Here is a 19,527-nt window from a genome sequence, read left to right on the forward strand (position 1 = left end):
ATAATTATTTTCCTATTAAATTGAACCTTTTCACGTCATAATTCGTATATCGACTATCAACAACGATTGGAGTGAAATAACATGGAAGAAGCAACAATAATAGATATATTTAGCGAAATTAATTGGGCCATTATTGCACCTATAATTGTTATTCAGGGAATTTTACTTATTATTTCTGTAATTGATTTAGTGAGAATCGAAAAAACAAACGGACCTAAGTGGCTATGGTTCATTATAGTTATCTTCATAAACATAATTGGACCAATTATCTATTTTATTTTCGGGAGGAGACAGGATTAAATGGCGTTACTTACGGTTAATAATTTAACTAAGAATTATGACGGAAAACCTGCAGTTAATGAGATAAATTTTCAATTTCAGCCTGGTAAATGTATTGCTCTTATTGGACCAAATGGTGCTGGAAAGACAACAACGCTACGCATGTTGTCGGGATTAATTAAACCTTCCAGTGGATCAGTTACGTTTTCTGGTATGAAACAAAATGATGACATTAGAAAATACATTGGCTACCTCCCACAATATCCAGTCTTTTATGCATGGATGACCGGGAAAGAATTTCTGATCTATGTCGGTCGCCTTGCACATTTATCCAAAGAGGAAGCGAACAAGCGCACAGAAATGCTTTTGGAACGTGTTGGTCTGACTGAAGCTAAGAATAGGCGAATCGGTAAATATTCTGGTGGAATGAAGCAACGACTTGGCATAGCCCAAGCTATGATTCATCATCCAAAGCTTCTGATGCTTGATGAACCGGTATCATCATTGGACCCGATTGGGCGCAGGGAAGTCCTAACCTTAATGGAAGAGTTGAAAGAAGACATGACGATTTTATTTTCTACCCACATTCTAGGGGATGCAGATGAAGTAAGTGATGAGCTCTTGCTTCTACATGAAGGAAAAATAGTCGAATCTGGTTCCATGGAAGAACTTCGTCATAAGTATCAGACAGCTAAGATAGAACTAAGATTTCAGGATGATCTAGTAAACTATCGTGCCAAAATAGATAACCTGCCATCGGTCGTAACATGTTCCATGGATCGGAACACAATCCATGTGATGGCAACGGATATTTTAAGTGCGCGCAAAGAAATTCTCGCAGCTGCTTCTAAAGAAGAATGGCCACTAACATCTTTTGCTATTAATCGCGCGTCTCTCGAAGACATGTTTATGAAGGCGGTGAGCAACTAATGCAATGGATGACACTTTTTAAAAAAGAACTTTTAGAAAATATCCGGAATTTCAAATGGATATGGGTACCTTTAGTCATGATTTTAATCGCCACCATGGATCCAGTCTCGAGCTATTACTTACCACAGATTATTGATGCTGTTGGTGGGATGCCAGAGGGAACTGAATTCCAGCTACCCGATTTCACTCCAAGTGATGTTGTTATGATGAGTTTATCGCAAATAAGCAGTATTGGTGTACTTGTTATCGTACTTATGTCCATGGGGACAATAGCAGGTGAACGCAAAAGTGGAGTTTCTGAATTAGTTTTAGTTAAACCAGTATCTTATACAAACTATATTACCGCCAAGTGGGCTGCAGTACTATTATTAACTCTGACTGCCCTGGCATTAGGAATGCTTTCCAGTTGGTATTATGTAAATCTTCTGTTTGGTGAATTATCTTTTGGTGAACTTCTGCAAATTATTTTCTTTTATGGACTATGGCTTGCATTAGTTGTGTCCTTATCCATCTTTTACAACACATTATTAAAAATACCTGGTCTTGTAGCATTTCTTACGATTGCAACGATTCTGGTAATGAAACTGATTACAACTATCTTTTCACATCTACTCGAATGGAGTCCTAATAATATTTCAGGATATATTAACCAGATGCTTGTATCTGGCAATGTTCCATCTGAACTAACAGGTGCCGCAATTGTAACAATAGTTATAATTATTTTGTTAGTAGCAGGCTCGATTTTCACATTCAAGTCAAAGGAAATGGCAAGTTAAAGAAATGAGACAGGGACATAACTAAAACTTTAAAGATGGATAATAACAGGCTAGGATGTTTAGAAAGTTCATTTTCAATGGTTGGATCTATTACGTAGTTGATATAAACTGCGAAGTACATTTAAAAAGTTTGAGTGCTATTATGCCGCTCCGGAAATACACTTCGCGCACCTAGGGCGGCTGATGAGCCTCCTTGCTCCTACGTCGCTGCGTAGTCTCATCTAGGCCTCAGTTCCCACAGGAGGCTCCGTGTATTTCCTCCGCTGGGTTTTGCTCACTTTATCCTGTGAATTAATCAATTCTTATTGTGACAGTGCTTCTTATCCATAGGGAACACTCCAGCCCTATTCAAGATACCTCTTCCAGTTGAGGCTTTCTGATCAATGAGTAGTTATCGTCTATGAGTTCGTTGAGTTGTTCTAAGCTGCGGAAAAATGCGAGACTCCTATGGGAAAAGGAACAGTCTGAAGACCCCGCAACGAGCGTTTTTTGCTCGTGAGGAGGCTGAAGCGTTCCCCATGGAAAGCGAGTATTTTTCCGCAGCGATGGTTTAGCACTCATCTTATAAAGAATGCAAGGAATTAACGATAAAGTTACTGCGCAGTTTATACCTAATCTGCAACAAATATAAATCCGAACTAATTCGAATTCTATTTCAAGAATTTTGAATAATAGTTCGGATTTTACCCTGACTAAAACACCTTAGTTCCAGCCTCTCTATTTTACTTTCACAGTTGTAATCCTTCTTAAGAATAAAAAGGAAACACAATAAACTACGATTCCTAAACCTAACATTTGATAAAAGAATGCCAAATCAATCTCTGAAAATAGGTTAATAAAGAAATCGACAATCCAGCCCTTAGCAATACTTATAAGTAATAAAACTACTAATACTCCTAAAAAGCTTCCGCCTCCTGCAAGCCCATATTTAAAGAATAATAGCCCCACTACAAACATGAGTGCAAGAAAGAAGAACATGACTGATGTATCAATAAGGATTCTCGTATACCATGTGTTATCCACAAAATACGCCAGATGAAGAAATGAAAATGTATCAACGCCGGTCATCTCTGCCAATACTTTTACAATCTCCTGAAGAATACTAGCTGCTGTACCCATAAATAATGAGATAGCCAGAAAAAATATCCCTAAGCTAATAAATACGCTTTTACGAGTTGCTCCCATCTTTATGGAAAATGGAATTGATTCTTTTACCGTTAAGAACCCTAAGATTCCACAATATATATACATTGGTACAGTTAAACTAAACGTCATCATTCCATTCTCTACATCCATTAAAAAATAAGCGAATGCAAGTGAAACTACTAATATGCTTAGTAAAATCGTCCAGAATATTAGAAGTGAATAGCGAATATCAGTAATAAAGAAATAAAGTAGGCCTTTTAATTGTCTGCCCATCGTTATGCCCCCTTCTTTTCCGTTAAATAAATCATCAGTTCCTGAATAGGAATTCCCTCTGCAGATAGGCCTGCTGATTTTGCTTGTTCTATACTTCCATACACATAGGCTGTCATCATCCCAGCAAGATTCTTACTCTGAATTACTTCCTTACCTTTAACAAATTCTTCTACATCCTGAACTGTTCCGGAAACAGCACATGTATTGTTACGCAATTCTTCTGCTTCTTCTTTTAATACTAATTTTCCATCCTGCAGAATAAGAACTTCTTCAAACATTAGACTAACTTCATCAATTAAATGTGTGGAAAAAATAATTGTTCGTTTTTCAGATTCATATTCTTCCAATAAAATTTCATAAAACTTCTTACGTGCTGCAGCATCAAGTCCAATGTATGGCTCATCGAAAATTGTAATTGGTGCTTTACTTGCCAGCCCAACTATTATCCCTAGAGCTGATACCATCCCTTTTGATAAAGCTTTTACTTTGGCATTCAGATTTAAGTTATATTCAGCTATTAATTCATCAGCCAGCTCCTGATCCCATGTTGGATAAAAATATGAGTAAATACGGAGCACATTTTTTACTTTTAAATCTCTTTTAAAGTTGTTTCCTTCTTTAATTAAACAAATCGCTTCTGTTAATCGCTGGTTATCAAAAGGAGGCTCTCCATCTATCAAAATCTGTCCTTTCGATGCTAATATTTGTCCTGATAATATTTCCATAAAAGTTGTTTTTCCTGCCCCATTCCTTCCAAGCAATCCATAAATTTTAGGTTCATTAAGCGTGAAAGAAATATTATCAAGCGCATTTGTATCTTTATATTTTTTAGATACGTCTTTAACTTCAATTTTCATGATTTTCCCCTCTTTCCACCATTTCCAATAATTCTTCCTTACTGATGTTCAATTTGTTCGCTTCATTCTTAAGAGGTAGCATGTAGTTTTCATAAAAAGTTTTCTTCCGTTTCTTAATTAAAATTGTCTTAGCATGTTCTGTCACAAACATCCCAACACCCCTTCGTTTAACTAAAATTCCTTCATTAACAAGTTCATTTATCCCTTTTGCAGCTGTTGCTGGATTGATTTGATAGTAGCCTGCAAATTCATTTGTGGAAGGGACCCGTTCGCCCGGCTTAACCGATTCGTTGATGACTGAGTCTTCCAGCTGTTCTTTAATCTGAAGGAAAATAGGTTTAGTTTCATCTAACTGATTTTTCATAAATAAGCCCCTTAGTTATTTGGTTAATTAGTTATGTAACTAACTATATAACCATGCTGATCATTTGTCAATAAAAATTTCAGAAAACTTTTACAAAACTAAAAGTGAATTGTGATTGCATAAGTAAATTAGATAATTTGTCATTCGCGTTCAAGGGTTTCTTATGAAAGTATATTTCCTAAGGAACCCGGTCCTGTAAGTTGGAGCTGGACATGACTGATTCGGAAGTCTAGCTCCACAGCACTTAAATTTTATAGTTTCTTAAATTACAAAAAAATAGGCCCTGTACATATAAAATGCAGAGCCTATCAATCTTCTCCTATTTTTTTATCTTCCGTTTTTGGCAATCTTCCGGCTTTCATAGCTGATTCGCGAAGTAAGTATTCCACATGACTATTAACACTGCGGAATTCATCCTTGGACCAGGACTGTAAAATGTCATATAACTTGGGGTCTATTCTTAGCGGAAAGTTCTTCTTTTTAGCCATAGAATCCCTCTTTTTCTATTGATAAAGTGAACCTGTATTAACAACCGGCTGTGTACCGTTATCTGAAACGATTGATACTAGTAGATTATTAATCATCGCAGCACGACGTTCTTCATCCAATTCAACAATTCCATCTTTCTCGATCTGTTTAACCGCATCCTGTACCATTCCGACTGCACCTTCAACGATTTGCTTACGCGCAGCGATAATCGCACTCGCTTGTTGGCGTTGCAGCATAGCTTGTGCTATTTCGGTGGAGTATGCAAGGTGTGTTAAGCGTGCTTCGATAACATCAACACCTGCTACTTTTAAGCGTTCCTGCAGTTCTTTCGTTAGCTGGCTTGAAATTTCTTCAGCATTACCACGGAGTGTTAATTCTTCATCAGTAAAAGTATCATAAGGGTATTTGGTTGCAACTGCCCGAATAGCAGTTTCACTCTGGATTTCCACAAATTCCTCGTATTGGTCAACATCAAATACTGCTTTTGCTGCATCGACAACTTTGAATACTATTACTGCTGCAATCTCTATTGGGTTACCATTGACATCATTGACCTTCAATCGTTTACTGTTAAAATTACGTACCCGAAGTGATATTGTACGTCTCAATGAAAATGGAACTGTAACTACAATACCTTCTTTTCGTATACTTCCCATGTATTTTCCGAGAAAAATAACTACTACTGACTGATTGGGCTGTATTAAGGTGATGCCACTGCCCAAAATGATCGCAATAGCTAAACAAATGGCACCAATAACATATAATTCTTGAAAGAAGCTAACTACTGTAACGGCCAGCAGAACTGCAATAGTCAGGATACCAACATAGCCATTCATCATCCATGCATCTTTTTCACGTAACATGTTAACACACCTTCCCCAGAATAGTTGTTTTATTTTAATATTATAATGATATTATAATTGTTTAAAATTGTAAATTTATCCTGTGCTCAAATTACTTGTTGGATGCTTCTCAGTTTCAATCAGGTAACTTTCACCATCTGTACTAATCGTAATGTCGCCGAATATTGCAGTTGAGTATATAGCTGCATTAACATTGATTAAATTTTCGATAACTCGATCAACTGGGTGACCATAGTCATTCTTCTTACTATATGTAAGAATTGCAAGTTCCGGATTTACTTTATCTAAAAAATCCGACGTGGTACTCGTGTTTGAACCATGATGAGCCACTTTTATGATTTCGGACTGCAGATTATATTTTTTCGACAGTTTCTTCTCTTGTTCTTTTTCGACATCGCCCATAAGCAAAAAGTCTATTTCCTTAAAGCTGATTTTTAATGCAATCGATGAATCGTTATTATCTTTATTTCCAGTATGTGTATTTAAAATTCGTACTTTAAAAAATGGATCAATTTGAATCAGAGCATTTTGCTTAGCTATTTCAATAGGGATCCGTTGTTTCAGTATTTGACTGATATACTTGGCATATGTTTTGGTTGAATATAGTTTTCCCGAGTCAATAATCCGATCTACTTCGAATGACTTCATAACATGTGTCAGGCCGCCAATATGATCAATATCAGGATGTGTAGCAATAAGTAAATCAATTTTTTCAACGTTATGGTCTTCTAGGAACCCAACTACTTTTTTCCCAGCTTCAGGAGGTCCACCGTCAATCAGTATATTTTTATCAGAAGGCGTTTGTATCAAAATACTATCCCCCTGGCCAACATCAATGAAGTGGACATCCATTTCGGTTTGTTCCCCATATACGTTATGACCAGAACCGGTTAAAACAAAGAACACCAACAACATGGTCGAAGCACTCACTCGTAAGTATCTCTGCATGAAAGACATCCTTTATCAATTTTTAATCTCTATATAGTTTTTCACCGAAGTGGATTAATAATACGTAGTACCGTGGTTATTGCGGTGTCAATTAACGAAACTTCTTGAGGCAGGATTCGATAGTTGAATAAAGTCCTCTGCACATAAAAAGCCGCTGACACCTTATGTCAGCGGCTTCCTATTGTTAAATGTTATTCACTTTTTACGACAACAATGTCGCCATTTGTTACTTCTACTTGAACAGCCTTAACTATTTCTTCTTCCAAAATCAGATCTGTTAATTGATCTTCAATTTTATCTTGGATAACTCGGCGTAAAGGTCTTGCACCAAAACGGCGGTCATAGCCAAGTCTTGCTAATTCTCTTTTTGCATCATCAGATACTGTTATACTAATATCGTTTTCCTCAATTCTTTCTTCTAGTTCTGCAAGCATTAGATCAACAATCTCAATTAAATGATCCTCAGCTAGTTCATTGAAGTTAACAATACCATCGAAACGGTTTAAGAATTCAGGTTTAAAATAATCACTTAAGTTTTCAAGTGTTGAAACTGATTCATGTTCATCTTTGTTAAATCCAACATTAACTTCCTTCACACCAGTTCCAGCATTACTTGTCATGATAATTACGGTGTCTTTAAAACTTACTGTTCGACCATGTGAATCAGTCAAATGGCCATCTTCCATAATTTGCAGGAACATATTCTGTACATCTGGATGTGCTTTCTCGACTTCATCCAGCAAGATGATTGAATATGGGTTGCGTCGAACACGTTCTGTTAGCTGCCCCGCTTCTTCATGCCCCACATAACCTGGTGGTGACCCAATAATTTTAGACACTGCATGCTTCTCCATATACTCACTCATGTCAAGACGAATTAAGCTTTCACGGGAACCGAATAATTCTTCGGCGAGTGCTTTAGTCAATTCGGTTTTCCCTACACCAGTTGGACCAACAAATAAGAATGATCCAATTGGACGATATTTTGATTTTAAACCTGCACGACTGCGGCGAACTGCTTTGGCTACTTTGTTAACTGCTTCCGGTTGTCCGATAACTTTTGTTCCAATATTTTCTGCGATATTTTTCATTTTCTCTTGCTCGTCAGTTTGCAGCTTTGTTACGGGTATACCAGTTTTTTCTTCAATAATTAATTGAATATCAGCTACATCAACATCGACAACCTGTTCGTCGTTTTTAGCTGTTTCCAGTTGCTTTTGCAATTGAATTTCCTGATAGCGTAAATTCGCTGCTCGTTCATAATCTTCTTTTTCTGCAGCTTGTTCTTTTTCACTGACAATTTCGTCTATCTTTTGCTGAATTGAATTGGAATCTTTTTCTGCATTTGAAAGATTTAAACGTGAACCAACTTCATCCATAAGATCAATAGCTTTGTCTGGTAAGAAGCGGTCCTGAATATAGCGCTGTGATAATGTTACAAACGCCTTAACTGCCTCTTCAGAGTATCGAACTTCATGGAAGCTTTCGTAACGAGATTTTATTCCGTTTAGTATTTGAATTGCCTCATCTGCTGAAGGCTCTTTCACGATAATTGGCTGGAAACGACGCTCAAGTGCCGCATCCTTCTCAATTTTACGATATTCCTTTAATGTTGTAGCACCTATCAATTGCATTTCGCCTCGAGCTAATGCAGGCTTCAGAATATTTCCTGCATCCATCTGCGAGCTTTCTGCAGTACCAGCTCCTACTAATAAATGAATCTCATCAACGAATAAGATTACATTTTTACGTGATTGCAACTCTTGAACAAGTTGCTTCATGCGTTCTTCAAATTGTCCACGAACACCTGTGTTTGCTACAAGTGAAGCAACATCTAATAGATATATTTCCTTGTTCATAAGTTTGGCAGATACATTTCCCTCAGCAATTCGGAGGGCTAGTCCTTCAGCAATAGCTGTTTTACCAACACCAGGTTCACCTATTAGAACAGGATTGTTCTTATTTCGACGATTCAATGTTTCAACGACTCGTTTCACTTCATTGTCACGGCCGACAACTGGGTCAATTAAGCCAGCGCGTGCTGCATCTGTTACGTTTTTACCAAGCTGATCCAATAATCCATCGCCATTACCTGTTTGTTGTTGTGTCTTTGTTCCGGTATAGCTTTGACCATTTCCTTGGAAAAATTTATCCGAAAAACTATCTTGATTATTCTGAGCTGATCCATAACCACCGTTCATTAATTGACCTTGTATCTCTTTGAAACATTCATTACAAACGTGCATATGCATTTTCTCATTGTTGATTTGCATGGCTACATTAATTGATGCTGGGTGAATACCACATTGTTGACACTTCATATGTCACTCCTCCTTGTGATTTCAATTTATTATAAAAAGGTTTGACTTTGACTATATTTGACCTTTAACTTTATTATACTCTGACCAATTTTGACTTTCAAGTATTAAAGATTAATTTTTATTAAAAATCTTGATCATTATTTTGATATATCCGATCACTGATATTCTAAAACATATCTAATTGTTATTTTCCTTTTAATTTACATATAATAATGTTTAAAACATTCGTTAAAGGGTTCTTATGAAATCGTACCCCTTCAACTTTGAGGACAAGCCTTAAAATTGATAAACCTTAGTTGCACTTATGCAGTAAGAAAGTACCTATCAAAAAGACTAACTTTCGTCGGCAGCCTGAAGCGGAGGAATTATTGTGCACGATTTAAGATTGGAACGAAGGAAACAAAAAAGATCAAAAAAGCGAAGGAAACAATTACTGTATTCAGTTATCTTTCTTATAGTAATTATTATTGGAATTGGTAGTTACTTATTACTTCAAACATACAATACTGCTAAAGACTCCTATAGTGGATTAGATCGACCTGGAGGGAAATCCGAACTGCGGAGCGATACAGTAAAAATCGGAGAGGATCCTATTTCAATTTTGTTGATGGGGATTGAAAACTATTCTTCCGGCGGGAAAAATGGACGTGCCGATACGCAAATAGTCGTTACACTCAATCCAGACACGAACAAGATGACAATGACATCGATTCCAAGAGATACCAGAGTTGATTTACCGACAGAAGCTGTGGGACAGGAAAATGCAGGATCTCATAAAATTAATGCGGCATATACTTATGCCTCCCTTTCCGGTTACAGCGCACCAAAACTAACGGTCGAAACAGTGGAAAATTTGCTTGATATTCCAATTGATGAGTATGCTGTAGCCAACTTCGAAGGTTTTCGTGATATTGTTAATGCACTTGGGGGTGTAACACTAGACATTAAGAAAGGTTTTTGGGAGAAAAATATCTATAATAATGATAAGAGAATTTATTTTACGGAAGGTACCACAAATTTAAGTGGTGAAGAAGCACTGGCTTTCGTCCGAATGCGAAAAAGAGCAGTTAATAATACTTACCCTCGCGATGAAAGACAGCGCCAGTTTATTAAAGCAGCTATTAGCGAAGCAATATCAGTTGGTACTATTTTTAAAGTTGGAGAAATAACAGATATACTCGGTGAGCACGTTAAATCCAGCTTAAAACCAGCTGAAATTTATGCTCTAGAAAAGGAATATTCCTCAATAGATGCCACAGCTATTAAAACATTTGAAATATCAGGATCCAATCACCGGATAAATGGGATATCTTTTTTCATCCCTACTGATCAAGACCTTGCCGAGATATCCAGAAAACTAAAGAAGGAGTTGGGGTTGCCTGCTGATAAAGTTCAGGATGAATGATAATGATAAGAATAGAAAGGTCCAAACGTCGATTCCCCTCATTTTTATGACGTTTGACTTTAACTATTTCTTTTACTCACCAGCTCCTAATTAATTTGCATAAATCCATTGACTTGTTTTCTTTTTTCTGTAAAATAATAATTGAAAATGAAATTCATTATCAATTAAGTACATACACTTAAAACCAAAGGAGATTACTATATGAATAACAGATTCTTTATAATCAGCATGATCGGTTTATTATCTATATTTTCATTAGCTGCATGCGGAAATAATTCAGAGGATGGTGATTCTTCTGGGGAGTCTAGTGATGCTAAAGGAGAAATTAATCTTTATACAGGGCGTCATTATGAAACTGACCAAGAATTATATGACCAGTTTACAGAAGAGACAGGAATCCAAGTTAATGTTATTAAAGGTAAAGATGATGAGTTAATAGCACGTTTGGACCGTGAAGGAAAAGCATCTGAGGCTGATCTATTTATTACAGCTGATGCAGGACGTCTGCACATTGCAAAAGAAAAAGGGCTACTGCAGGAAGTAAAAAGTGACAAGGTTAATAAAAATATTCCAGATAAGTATCGTGATGAAGAAAATAATTGGATTGGATTAACGAAGCGAGCTCGTATAATTACTTATCATAAAGACCGTGTTAATCCTGAAGATATTCAAACATACCAAGATCTAACATCCGATACTTTCCAGGATAAAGTTCTAATTCGTTCATCTTCTAACATATATAACCAATCTTTATTAGCATCACTAATTGCTATCAATGGTGAGGAAGGTGCTACAAAATGGGCTTCAGGAATTGTAGATAATATGGCAAGAGACCCAAAAGGTGGAGATCGTGACCAGGCAATTGGAGTTGCTGCAGGTGAAGGTGATGTAGCAGTAATGAACACCTATTATTTAGGTAAAATGCTGAATTCTGAAGAGGAAGAACAAGTAAAAGCAGCTGAACAGCTTGGTATCATTTTTCCAAATCAAGAAACAACTGGCACCCATGTAAACATTAGTGGAATCGGTTTGACAGCAAGTAGTAAGAATAAAGAGAATGCTATTAAATTCATAGAGTTTTTAACAACTAAAAATGCTCAAGAGCAATTTGCCAAAGCTAACTTTGAGTACCCTGCCAATCCAGATGTGGAACCTACTGAGCTATTGAAATCATGGGGTGAATTCAAGGAACAGGATCTTAACCTAACTGAGTTAGGAGAAAATAACGATACAGCAATTAAGATAATGAATAAGGTTGGATGGAAATAACTTAACTTATCACTCATCCTTAATGGTGAAATTATAAATGACTTATGCAGCAAGAAAGTATTTCCTTAGCTGCTTAAAAATACTGCATCAGTATTTGAAAAAGATGCAGTATTTTTATATACATTATAATTGAGAACTGTTATCATTGATATATTAATACCTTTTTTATTATCATGTGTAGAACCTCATCCATGACTAAGGGAAGTGTACGTTTTTGAAGCTGTATCGAAAGTTACCTGGTTATTTGAACTTATGGACATTTTTATCCTTATTTATTGTTATTCTGATTTTGCTACCAAACGTTTCAATTTTATTGAACTTTTTTACGCAAGAAACTTCTAATTGGGAGCATATACAAGAATATATCCTGCCTCTATTGTTAAAAAACACTTCTATCATTATACTATTCACAGGCATACTTACTATTTTAATCGGAACCAGTTTAGCATGGCTTATCTCAGCTTATGATTTCCCGCTAAAACGTTTTTTTAAATGGGGGCTAATTTTACCGTTAGCAATCCCACCGTACATTGCAGCATATACGTATAATGGGATACTAAACTATACAGGAACCCTTCAAACAATATTACGGAATAAGTTTGATGTAACCGTAAATCAGGACTACTTTGATATAATGACATTACCTGGCGCAATTTTTATTTTCACAATATTTCTGTATCCATACGTATACATGATAACCCGTACTTTTTTAGCTAACCAGTCTTCTTCACTGATTGAAAATGCCCGATTACTTGGGGGAAATGCTTATACCGTTTTCTTTCGGATCGTTCTTCCAATTTCCCGAAGTGCAATTGTTGGAGGAGTCAGTCTTGTTTTACTGGAAGTATTGAATGACTACGGTGTTGTCAAATACTTTGGTATTCAAACTTTTAGTACGGCTATTTTTCAAACCTGGTTTGGAATGGGTGATTTAAATGCTGCTATTAAATTATCAGCAACACTTATGTTTATCGTCTTCTCTATTCTAATTATTGAAAAGCTCCTTCGTGCTCGTAAACGGTATAGTCAGACGTCTGCTAAAGTACGCCCGCTTTCCACAATACAATTAAATGGATGGCAACGCTGGATTGCATTTAGTTATTGCTCAATCATATTTGGGCTAGGGTTTTTAATTCCATTTATCCAATTGATTGATTGGATGCTTTTAACTTACAGAAAAATTATTGAACCAGCATTTGTAACATTAATTGGCAATTCAGTATTTGTAGCATTTGTTGGGTCACTTATTATTGTTACATTTGCTGTTATAATTGCTAATTTTGCACGTATGCATCAGAGCTTTGTTGCCAAGACTTCTTCACGTATCACTATACTTGGTTATTCAATTCCTGGCGCTGTAATTGCAGTCGGCATTATTACTGTTTTTATAAAGATTGATAATTTACTTTTTGGTGTTTATGAGTCTATTGGAATGCAACCTTCGCTATTCTTGAGCACTAGTTTGTTTATGCTTATATCTGCATATGTTGTCCGATTTCTGGCGGTTGGATTTAATGCGATTGAATCCGGTTTTGATGAGATCGGGAGTAAATATACAGAGGCATCACGTATATTAGGCATGGGAATAACAAAGACTTTTATTAAGATTGATTTTCCTTTAATAAAAGGTGCGATTCTTAGTGGGTTTTTATTATCTTTTATTGAAATACTAAAAGAACTCCCACTAACTTTAATCTTACGACCATTTAATTTTGATACACTATCGACTAAAGCATTTCAATATGCTAGTAATGAGCAGATACAAGAAGCTTCTTTAGCATCTATTATTATTATTATAATCAGCGGGATTGCGATTTATATATTTCACCAAGTTTTAGAAAAGGGGCCAAGATAACATGTATATTCAAATCAAAGATGTTTCCTTTTGCTACGCAAACTCAAAAGAGAATATTATACATCAATTTAACCTTGATGTTACCAAGGGAGAAATTGTCTCTATTCTTGGTGAAAGTGGTAGTGGAAAAAGTACTGTACTGCGTCTGCTTTCGGGACTTGAAGCTCCATTAAAAGGTTCAATTACAGTAAACAATGAAGTTATGACAGATGATTACCATTTTGTTCTACCAGAAAAAAGAGGCGTCGGTATGGTATTCCAGGACTATGCATTATTTCCTCATATGACTGTATCAGAGAATATTCAATTCGGTTTGAAGGGCCATACCAAGAAGGAAAAGAAGCAGCGTGTTGACGAAGTGCTTGGATTAGTCAACATGGCCAAATATAAAAAGCGCTATCCTCATGAACTCAGTGGTGGTCAGCAGCAGCGTATAGCATTAGCAAGAGCGATAGCTCCTAAACCCTCACTTCTATTGCTCGATGAACCATTCAGTAATTTAGATGCTGATTTACAAATTAGAATTAGGAATGAATTAAAAGATATAATTAAAAAGACGGGTATTACATCTATTTTTGTAACCCATGACAGAAGAGATGCACGTGCAATTGCTGATCGCATCATTACAATGCGTGACGGTGCAGCTTATGAATGGGAATCTATTTGTACCACTCATACTGTCGATAAAAAACGGTTAGAAGCAATTAAATGAATGACGAACTAAAATAACCCAACTGCTCTGATTAATGAGTAGTTGGGTCTTATTAACAGTAAAGCAGTAATCCCAAGTTTTCTGAACTTATTTTTTAATGCTTTCTTTCTTCCTCAACTCTACTCTTCTAATCTTCCCAGAGGTAGTTTTCGGCAATTCGTCAATAAAATCAATTTGTCTTGGATATTTGTATGGTGCTGTTAATTCTTTTACATGATTCTGAAGTTCTTGAACCAGATCAGGACTGGTTGGATCAACACCTGCTTGCAGTACAATAAATGCTTTAACTATATTTCCGCGAATTTCATCTGGACTTGCTACAACGGCACATTCTTGTACAGATGGGTGTTTGACCAAGGCATCTTCCACTTCGAAAGGTCCGATAGTATAGCCGGAACTAATAATGATATCATCACTTCGTCCTTCAAACCAAAAGTACCCGTCTTCGTCCTTCGATGCCTGGTCACCTGTCACATAATACTCTCCACGCTGTGACATTTTTGTTCGTTCTGAATCCTTGTAATATTCTCGGAACAGTGCAGGACAATCCAGTTTAACTGCAATATCACCGATTTCATTAGCTGGTAACGGGTACCCATTTTCATCAACGACTTCTACATCATTCCCTGGGGTTGGTTTACCCATTGATCCAGGTTTTACTTTCATATCCTTCATAAAACCTAACAATAATGTATTCTCAGTTTGCCCATAACCATCACGAACGGTCACGTCAAAATATTTCTGGAACGTATCGATAACTTCCCTGTTTAAAGGTTCGCCTGCTGAAACCGCACTGTGCATTGCAGGCAATTGATATTCAGTTAGATTATCAACCTTCGCCATCAAGCGGTACTCAGTTGGCGTACAGCACAATACATTAATGTCATTATCCTGTAAAAGACTTAAGTATGTTTTCGGATCAAATTTACCATTATAAACGAACCCGGTTGCACCTGTACCTAATACAGATAAGAATGGACTCCAAATCCATTTCTGCCAGCCTGGACCTGCTGTAGCCCATACCTTATCACCTTCATTAATACATAACCAATTATCGGCAGCTGTTTTCAGGTGGGCATATCCCCAGCCGTGTGTATGTACCACTCCCTTTGGATTCCCGGTTGTACCGGATGTATATGGCAGAAATGCGATGTCATCACTTTTGGTATCAGCCATTTCCAATTGATCAGAAGCCTGTTCTTTTAATGAATCCAAATCATGCCAGCCTTCAACTTGTTTCCCAACTGAAAACAATGCTAATTGATCATATTCTTTAATGTCTTTGTACTGATCTACAAATGGATAATAACTTACTACACCACTTACCTCACCATGGCTAATTCGATATTGCAGGTCTTTTGTTTTCAGCATTTCGGAACTCGGTATAATTATAATTCCCGTTTTCAATGCCGCCAAGTATACCTCATACGCTTCTATCATTCTGGGAATCATGATTAGGATTTTATCTCCTTTTTTTAAACCATTTTCCAAGAAGGCGTTTCCAATTTTATTTACATTCTTCATCAACTGTTCATAGGTAATCTCTTTTGATGCACCTTTATCGTCTTTCCAAATCAAAGCTTTTCTAGCTGGATCCGTTGCAAAACGCTCCATTTCAATTACAATGTTATAATCTTTGGGAGCAATTAAATCATCTCTGTTCATCTTATCAACTCCAATACTAGGTTATTGTAATAGTATAGCAAAAATTTAAGAAAATTTTAAATAAATTATAGACACAGCTACAGAATTCGACTTATATCGACAATTTTTTTCAAATACTATTTCAAACATAAAGCTTCTATATTACAATATAGTACATAATGGTAATTTTATACCATTGCGGTGAAGAAGGGATGATTAGTGTGGGAAACAATTCTGGCAAGCATGGGGCAAATCAATTATCATCATTATTCAAGAACAAGAAGGATGAAACAGCAGAAGATAATACAGACAAGAATCTGTTGCAACACTACTCTGTCTCACTAGCAATGTATCACCCGGACCTAATTGTAGTCCTTTCACCAAACGGGGAAATCCTCTCTCAAAATAGGGGCAGTATAAATGAATTCTTTGGGTACACTCCAAGTGAATCATTTGACCATGAAGAATTGTTGAGTAAAAAAGACTATCATCAATTAAAATCGGCACTCTATCAAGCATTAAAAGGCAAAACAATTAGAAATGAAATGACTTTTTTAAATAAATATAAAGAAACGTTACATACAAATCTTACGTTTATTCCTATTAAACATTTAAATGGAAGTATTGAAGGAGTAAGTATCATTGTTCGAGATAACACAACACATCAACAAACACTGGCAGAATTAGAGTTAAACAAAAGTCATCTGGAACATGCCCAGCAAATTGCTAAAATTGGTAGCTGGGAGTACGTAATTGATGATGATGAAATATTCTGTTCTGACTACACCTATGACATTTTTGGATTAGATAAAAGTCAATCTACCGTATCAATGGATACCCCATTTGAATTTATGCATCCGGATGATTACGAAAAGTCAAGAAATATCGTTGAAAGTGCAATCGCAAAAGGAACAAGTTATATTTCTGAGTTTCGAATTTATCATGGGAAGACTAATAAAATACGCTATTTAAGAGTACAAGCTGAAGTGATGTGGAAAAACAATAAACCATATAAGTTTGTAGGAGTTGTAAGAGACTATACAACCCAGCAACTATTAGAAATTAAAATGGACGAATCAAAACGAAACACCAGACGTCTACTTGATTATTTAGCAGTTGGATTTTGGCTGAAAGAATACGATACAGGTAAAGTAGAGTATATTTCAAAAGGAGCAGAAGAGATTCTTCAATATCCATTAAAAGAGTTATACAACGACCCAAAAATCTGGCTAAACATTGTTCACTCTTCAGATAAAGAAAAAGTGATGGAAAAACAAAGCATATTAACCAAGGGTAAATCACTTTCGCATAAATACCGTATTAATTGTGGGGACGGTACTACCAAATGGGTTTATGACCAAACAGTACCTTGGTTTAATGATGAAGGTGAATTAACCCACTTATTTGGAATGCTTGCTGATGCTACTAGTGAAATTGAAATGCAAGAACAGCTGAAACATTTTGCAACGCATGACACATTAACAGCTCTTCCAAATCAGCGCAGCTTATATGAAAAAGTAGATGATTTATGCAAGGATGAACCATCCAATAATTTTGCTTTATTTTACCTCGACTTGGATCGCTTCCAACTTATCAATGATTCACTTGGATATCAGATTGGTGATGAAGTCCTTAAAAAAGTCGCAAGCAGATTATTATCAGCAATACCAGATGGAGGCTATCTTGCCCGTATCAGCAGTAATGACTTTATTGTCCTTTTTGAAAAATACTCTTCAAAGGAGTTCATTTTTAACTTGGCTGAACAAATTATTGAAGCGATTGAAGAGCCAGTCACTGTTGATGGGTACGAAATGTATGTAACAACTAGTATCGGTATTAGCTTTTTTCCAGAGGATGGCGATAACAAGCTCACCTTAATTGAGAGTGCTCATGCTGCTTTATTCCACGCTAAGCAACTAGGAAAAAATAATTACCAGTTGTACTCATTCACACGAGATATTACCTCATATAAGAAATATGTACTTGAAAAAGATATGCGTAAAGCCATTGAAAAAGAAGAGTTTGAAATATATTATCAACCCCAAGTTGCGACCTCAACTGGTGTCATTAAAGGTGCAGAGGCGTTAATTCGGTGGAATCACGAGGAATGGGGAATGGTGTCACCTGGAGAATTTATTCCATTAGCTGAAGAAAATCATCTTATCCATCAAATTGGTGACTGGGTAATCGAAAATGTCTGCAAACAAATACGGATATGGAAAGATAAAGGATATACTGTTCGCCCTATTTCAATCAATGTATCGCCAATCCGGCTCATGAAAAAAGGATTGGTTGAATTTGTGGCAGACCTGCTCAATAAATATGATGTGCCCGCAAAATTCCTCGAGCTTGAAATTACGGAAGGGTCCTTATTGAAGAGCGAAAAGAATGTATTAAACACCCTTGACGGTTTGAGAGAATTGGGCGTTAAAATCGCTATCGATGACTTTGGAACCGGATTTGCATCGCTTACGTATTTAAGGGAATTTAATGCTGATACAATTAAGATTGACCAGGTTTTTGTCCAGAATATAAACGAGGAGAATAAAAAGGACACCGCTATTATTTCTTCCGTTTTACACTTGGCAAAAGGCATGGATATGAAGGTTATAGCTGAAGGCGTGGAAGAATATGAACAGCTTAATTTCCTGAAACAAAAAGAATGCGACGAAATACAAGGTTACTTATTCTCTAAACCAGTTTCATTGGATATATTTGAACAGATGCTGGAAACAGGTTATATTAAACCTACAAAACCTAAAGTAAATAAAATGCCTGAGGATGAACGGAGAAGTTTTTACCGATTGAAATTCCCTACTCCAGCCCTTGGCGAAATGACGATTATGGAAGTAAATGAGAAAAAGGTTAATTTGGGATCCGCTCAGGTATTAGTTGAGGATATTGGTCTTGGTGGGTTAAAAATACTTTCGTCACTTAAGCTGCCTGTTAATTCGACAATCAAACTTACTTTCGATATTGAATTAATGAGTGAGGAGTTTCAGCTTGATGGGTTATTAGTCTGGAAGGACGAGGCTAAGCGAGATACATTCCATTACGGTATAGAATTTAACATTAGCGAACCTGAAGAAGACCGTTTGGCGGGTGTTATAAACAGAATGAGCGTTCTACTCAGGCTTAATAAGCCTATACCTGACACAAACTTTATTAATCAAAATCCTTATACGTATATCCAAAAAAACAATACTTAGTGCCATAGGTCTGTGAATGACAGCTCTATGCACTTTCTATTATTTTGTATATACTTAATTTACTAAACTACTAAAAAGGTTCTGGTAACAAATGTTAAAGTTAGCTAAACTCTTGCTTTTTTATATACTTGGAGTTTTCGGAATTATTTGTATAAGTGTCTTCCCACAGTATTTTCAGACAACAGGT

At 36.3% G+C, this 19,527-nt stretch carries 16 protein-coding genes; 8 read left to right on the forward strand and 8 right to left on the reverse strand.

The annotated features are described in order from the left end of the window. Window positions 1-81 precede the first annotated feature (81 nt). Genes BLS02_RS17255 through BLS02_RS17265 form a run of 3 tightly spaced genes read left to right on the forward strand, consistent with a single transcriptional unit; the run spans window position 82 to window position 1,985 of the window. A complete protein-coding gene (locus BLS02_RS17255; RefSeq protein WP_092494273.1) occupies window positions 82-300 on the forward strand; it encodes a PLDc N-terminal domain-containing protein in 219 nt (72 codons plus the stop codon). Then, window positions 301-1,209: an ABC transporter ATP-binding protein gene (locus BLS02_RS17260; RefSeq protein WP_092494274.1), complete on the forward strand. Its 909-nt coding sequence runs from the start codon at window positions 301-303 to the stop codon at window positions 1,207-1,209. Then, window positions 1,209-1,985 (forward strand): ABC transporter permease, encoded by a 777-nt coding sequence (locus BLS02_RS17265; protein WP_092494275.1) that lies wholly within the window; start codon window positions 1,209-1,211, stop codon window positions 1,983-1,985. Before BLS02_RS17260 ends, BLS02_RS17265 begins: the two co-directional genes overlap by 1 nt. A gap of 717 nt (window positions 1,986-2,702) precedes the next feature. Here the strand turns inward: BLS02_RS17265 and BLS02_RS17270 are convergent. From BLS02_RS17270 to BLS02_RS17300, 7 genes are all read right to left on the reverse strand, one after another. After that, complete coding sequence (locus BLS02_RS17270) at window positions 2,703-3,404, reverse strand: hypothetical protein (protein ID WP_092494276.1); 702 nt, start codon at window positions 3,402-3,404, stop codon at window positions 2,703-2,705. Window positions 3,405-3,406: 2 nt separating this feature from the next. After that, window positions 3,407-4,261 carry an ABC transporter ATP-binding protein gene (locus BLS02_RS17275; protein ID WP_092494277.1) on the reverse strand — a complete coding sequence of 285 codons (855 nt, stop codon included), beginning with the start codon at window positions 4,259-4,261 and terminating at the stop codon, window positions 3,407-3,409. Continuing rightward, entirely contained in the window at window positions 4,251-4,625 is a 375-nt protein-coding gene (locus BLS02_RS17280) for a GntR family transcriptional regulator (RefSeq protein ID WP_092494278.1), read from the reverse strand. The genes BLS02_RS17275 and BLS02_RS17280 overlap by 11 nt, the downstream gene beginning before the upstream one ends. Window positions 4,626-4,933: 308 nt before the next feature. After that, entirely contained in the window at window positions 4,934-5,113 is a 180-nt protein-coding gene (locus BLS02_RS17285) for a type II toxin-antitoxin system antitoxin (RefSeq protein ID WP_092494279.1), read from the reverse strand. A 15-nt stretch (window positions 5,114-5,128) separates the two neighbouring features. Continuing rightward, window positions 5,129-5,977: an SPFH domain-containing protein gene (locus BLS02_RS17290; RefSeq protein ID WP_092494280.1), complete on the reverse strand. Its 849-nt coding sequence runs from the start codon at window positions 5,975-5,977 to the stop codon at window positions 5,129-5,131. A 75-nt stretch (window positions 5,978-6,052) separates the two neighbouring features. After that, complete coding sequence (locus BLS02_RS17295; protein WP_092494281.1) at window positions 6,053-6,925, reverse strand: ComEC/Rec2 family competence protein; 873 nt, start codon at window positions 6,923-6,925, stop codon at window positions 6,053-6,055. Window positions 6,926-7,116: 191 nt separating this feature from the next. After that, entirely contained in the window at window positions 7,117-9,246 is a 2,130-nt protein-coding gene (locus tag BLS02_RS17300; protein ID WP_092494282.1) for an ATP-dependent Clp protease ATP-binding subunit, read from the reverse strand. Window positions 9,247-9,616: 370 nt separating this feature from the next. On the opposite strand from BLS02_RS17300, the gene BLS02_RS17305 reads away from it, so the two are divergent. The 4 genes from BLS02_RS17305 to BLS02_RS17320 all read left to right on the forward strand — a co-directional run bounded on the left by BLS02_RS17305 (window position 9,617) and on the right by BLS02_RS17320 (window position 14,487). Continuing rightward, a complete protein-coding gene (locus BLS02_RS17305) occupies window positions 9,617-10,651 on the forward strand; it encodes an LCP family protein (protein ID WP_092494283.1) in 1,035 nt (344 codons plus the stop codon). 201 nt (window positions 10,652-10,852) lie between these two features. Continuing rightward, on the forward strand, window positions 10,853-11,920 hold the full coding sequence (locus BLS02_RS17310) for a Fe(3+) ABC transporter substrate-binding protein (RefSeq protein WP_092494284.1): 1,068 nt from the start codon (window positions 10,853-10,855) through the stop codon (window positions 11,918-11,920). A gap of 220 nt (window positions 11,921-12,140) precedes the next feature. Next, complete coding sequence (locus BLS02_RS17315) at window positions 12,141-13,775, forward strand: ABC transporter permease (RefSeq protein WP_092494450.1); 1,635 nt, start codon at window positions 12,141-12,143, stop codon at window positions 13,773-13,775. A 1-nt stretch (window position 13,776) separates the two neighbouring features. Further along, on the forward strand, window positions 13,777-14,487 hold the full coding sequence (locus BLS02_RS17320; RefSeq protein ID WP_092494285.1) for an ABC transporter ATP-binding protein: 711 nt from the start codon (window positions 13,777-13,779) through the stop codon (window positions 14,485-14,487). An 87-nt stretch (window positions 14,488-14,574) separates the two neighbouring features. Here BLS02_RS17320 and mbcS read toward each other — a convergent pair whose 3' ends face one another. Then, entirely contained in the window at window positions 14,575-16,152 is a 1,578-nt protein-coding gene (mbcS, locus tag BLS02_RS17325; protein WP_092494286.1) for an acyl-CoA synthetase MbcS, read from the reverse strand. Between the two features lie 200 nt (window positions 16,153-16,352). Between mbcS and BLS02_RS17330 the strand changes: the two genes are divergently transcribed. After that, window positions 16,353-19,340: an EAL domain-containing protein gene (locus BLS02_RS17330; protein ID WP_175559521.1), complete on the forward strand. Its 2,988-nt coding sequence runs from the start codon at window positions 16,353-16,355 to the stop codon at window positions 19,338-19,340. Window positions 19,341-19,527 lie beyond the last annotated feature (187 nt).

Origin of the sequence: Virgibacillus salinus (assembly GCF_900102415.1) — a bacterium.
In the GTDB taxonomy this organism is placed as follows: Bacteria; Bacillota; Bacilli; order Bacillales; family Amphibacillaceae; genus Lentibacillus; species Lentibacillus subterraneus.

Bases quoted from the DNA above. Each gene is read 5' to 3' on its own strand.
- BLS02_RS17255 (WP_092494273.1), top strand. From the start codon at position 82: ATGGAAGAAGCAACAATAATAGATATATTTAGCGAAATTAATTGGGCC.
- BLS02_RS17260 (WP_092494274.1), top strand. From the start codon at position 301: ATGGCGTTACTTACGGTTAATAATTTAACTAAGAATTATGACGGAAAA.
- BLS02_RS17265 (WP_092494275.1), top strand. From the start codon at position 1,209: ATGCAATGGATGACACTTTTTAAAAAAGAACTTTTAGAAAATATCCGG.
- BLS02_RS17270 (WP_092494276.1), bottom strand. From the start codon at position 3,404: ATGGGCAGACAATTAAAAGGCCTACTTTATTTCTTTATTACTGATATT.
- BLS02_RS17275 (WP_092494277.1), bottom strand. From the start codon at position 4,261: ATGAAAATTGAAGTTAAAGACGTATCTAAAAAATATAAAGATACAAAT.
- BLS02_RS17280 (WP_092494278.1), bottom strand. From the start codon at position 4,625: ATGAAAAATCAGTTAGATGAAACTAAACCTATTTTCCTTCAGATTAAA.
- BLS02_RS17285 (WP_092494279.1), bottom strand. From the start codon at position 5,113: ATGGCTAAAAAGAAGAACTTTCCGCTAAGAATAGACCCCAAGTTATAT.
- BLS02_RS17290 (WP_092494280.1), bottom strand. From the start codon at position 5,977: ATGTTACGTGAAAAAGATGCATGGATGATGAATGGCTATGTTGGTATC.
- BLS02_RS17295 (WP_092494281.1), bottom strand. From the start codon at position 6,925: ATGCAGAGATACTTACGAGTGAGTGCTTCGACCATGTTGTTGGTGTTC.
- BLS02_RS17300 (WP_092494282.1), bottom strand. From the start codon at position 9,246: ATGAAGTGTCAACAATGTGGTATTCACCCAGCATCAATTAATGTAGCC.
- BLS02_RS17310 (WP_092494284.1), top strand. From the start codon at position 10,853: ATGAATAACAGATTCTTTATAATCAGCATGATCGGTTTATTATCTATA.
- BLS02_RS17320 (WP_092494285.1), top strand. From the start codon at position 13,777: ATGTATATTCAAATCAAAGATGTTTCCTTTTGCTACGCAAACTCAAAA.
- mbcS (WP_092494286.1), bottom strand. From the start codon at position 16,152: ATGAACAGAGATGATTTAATTGCTCCCAAAGATTATAACATTGTAATT.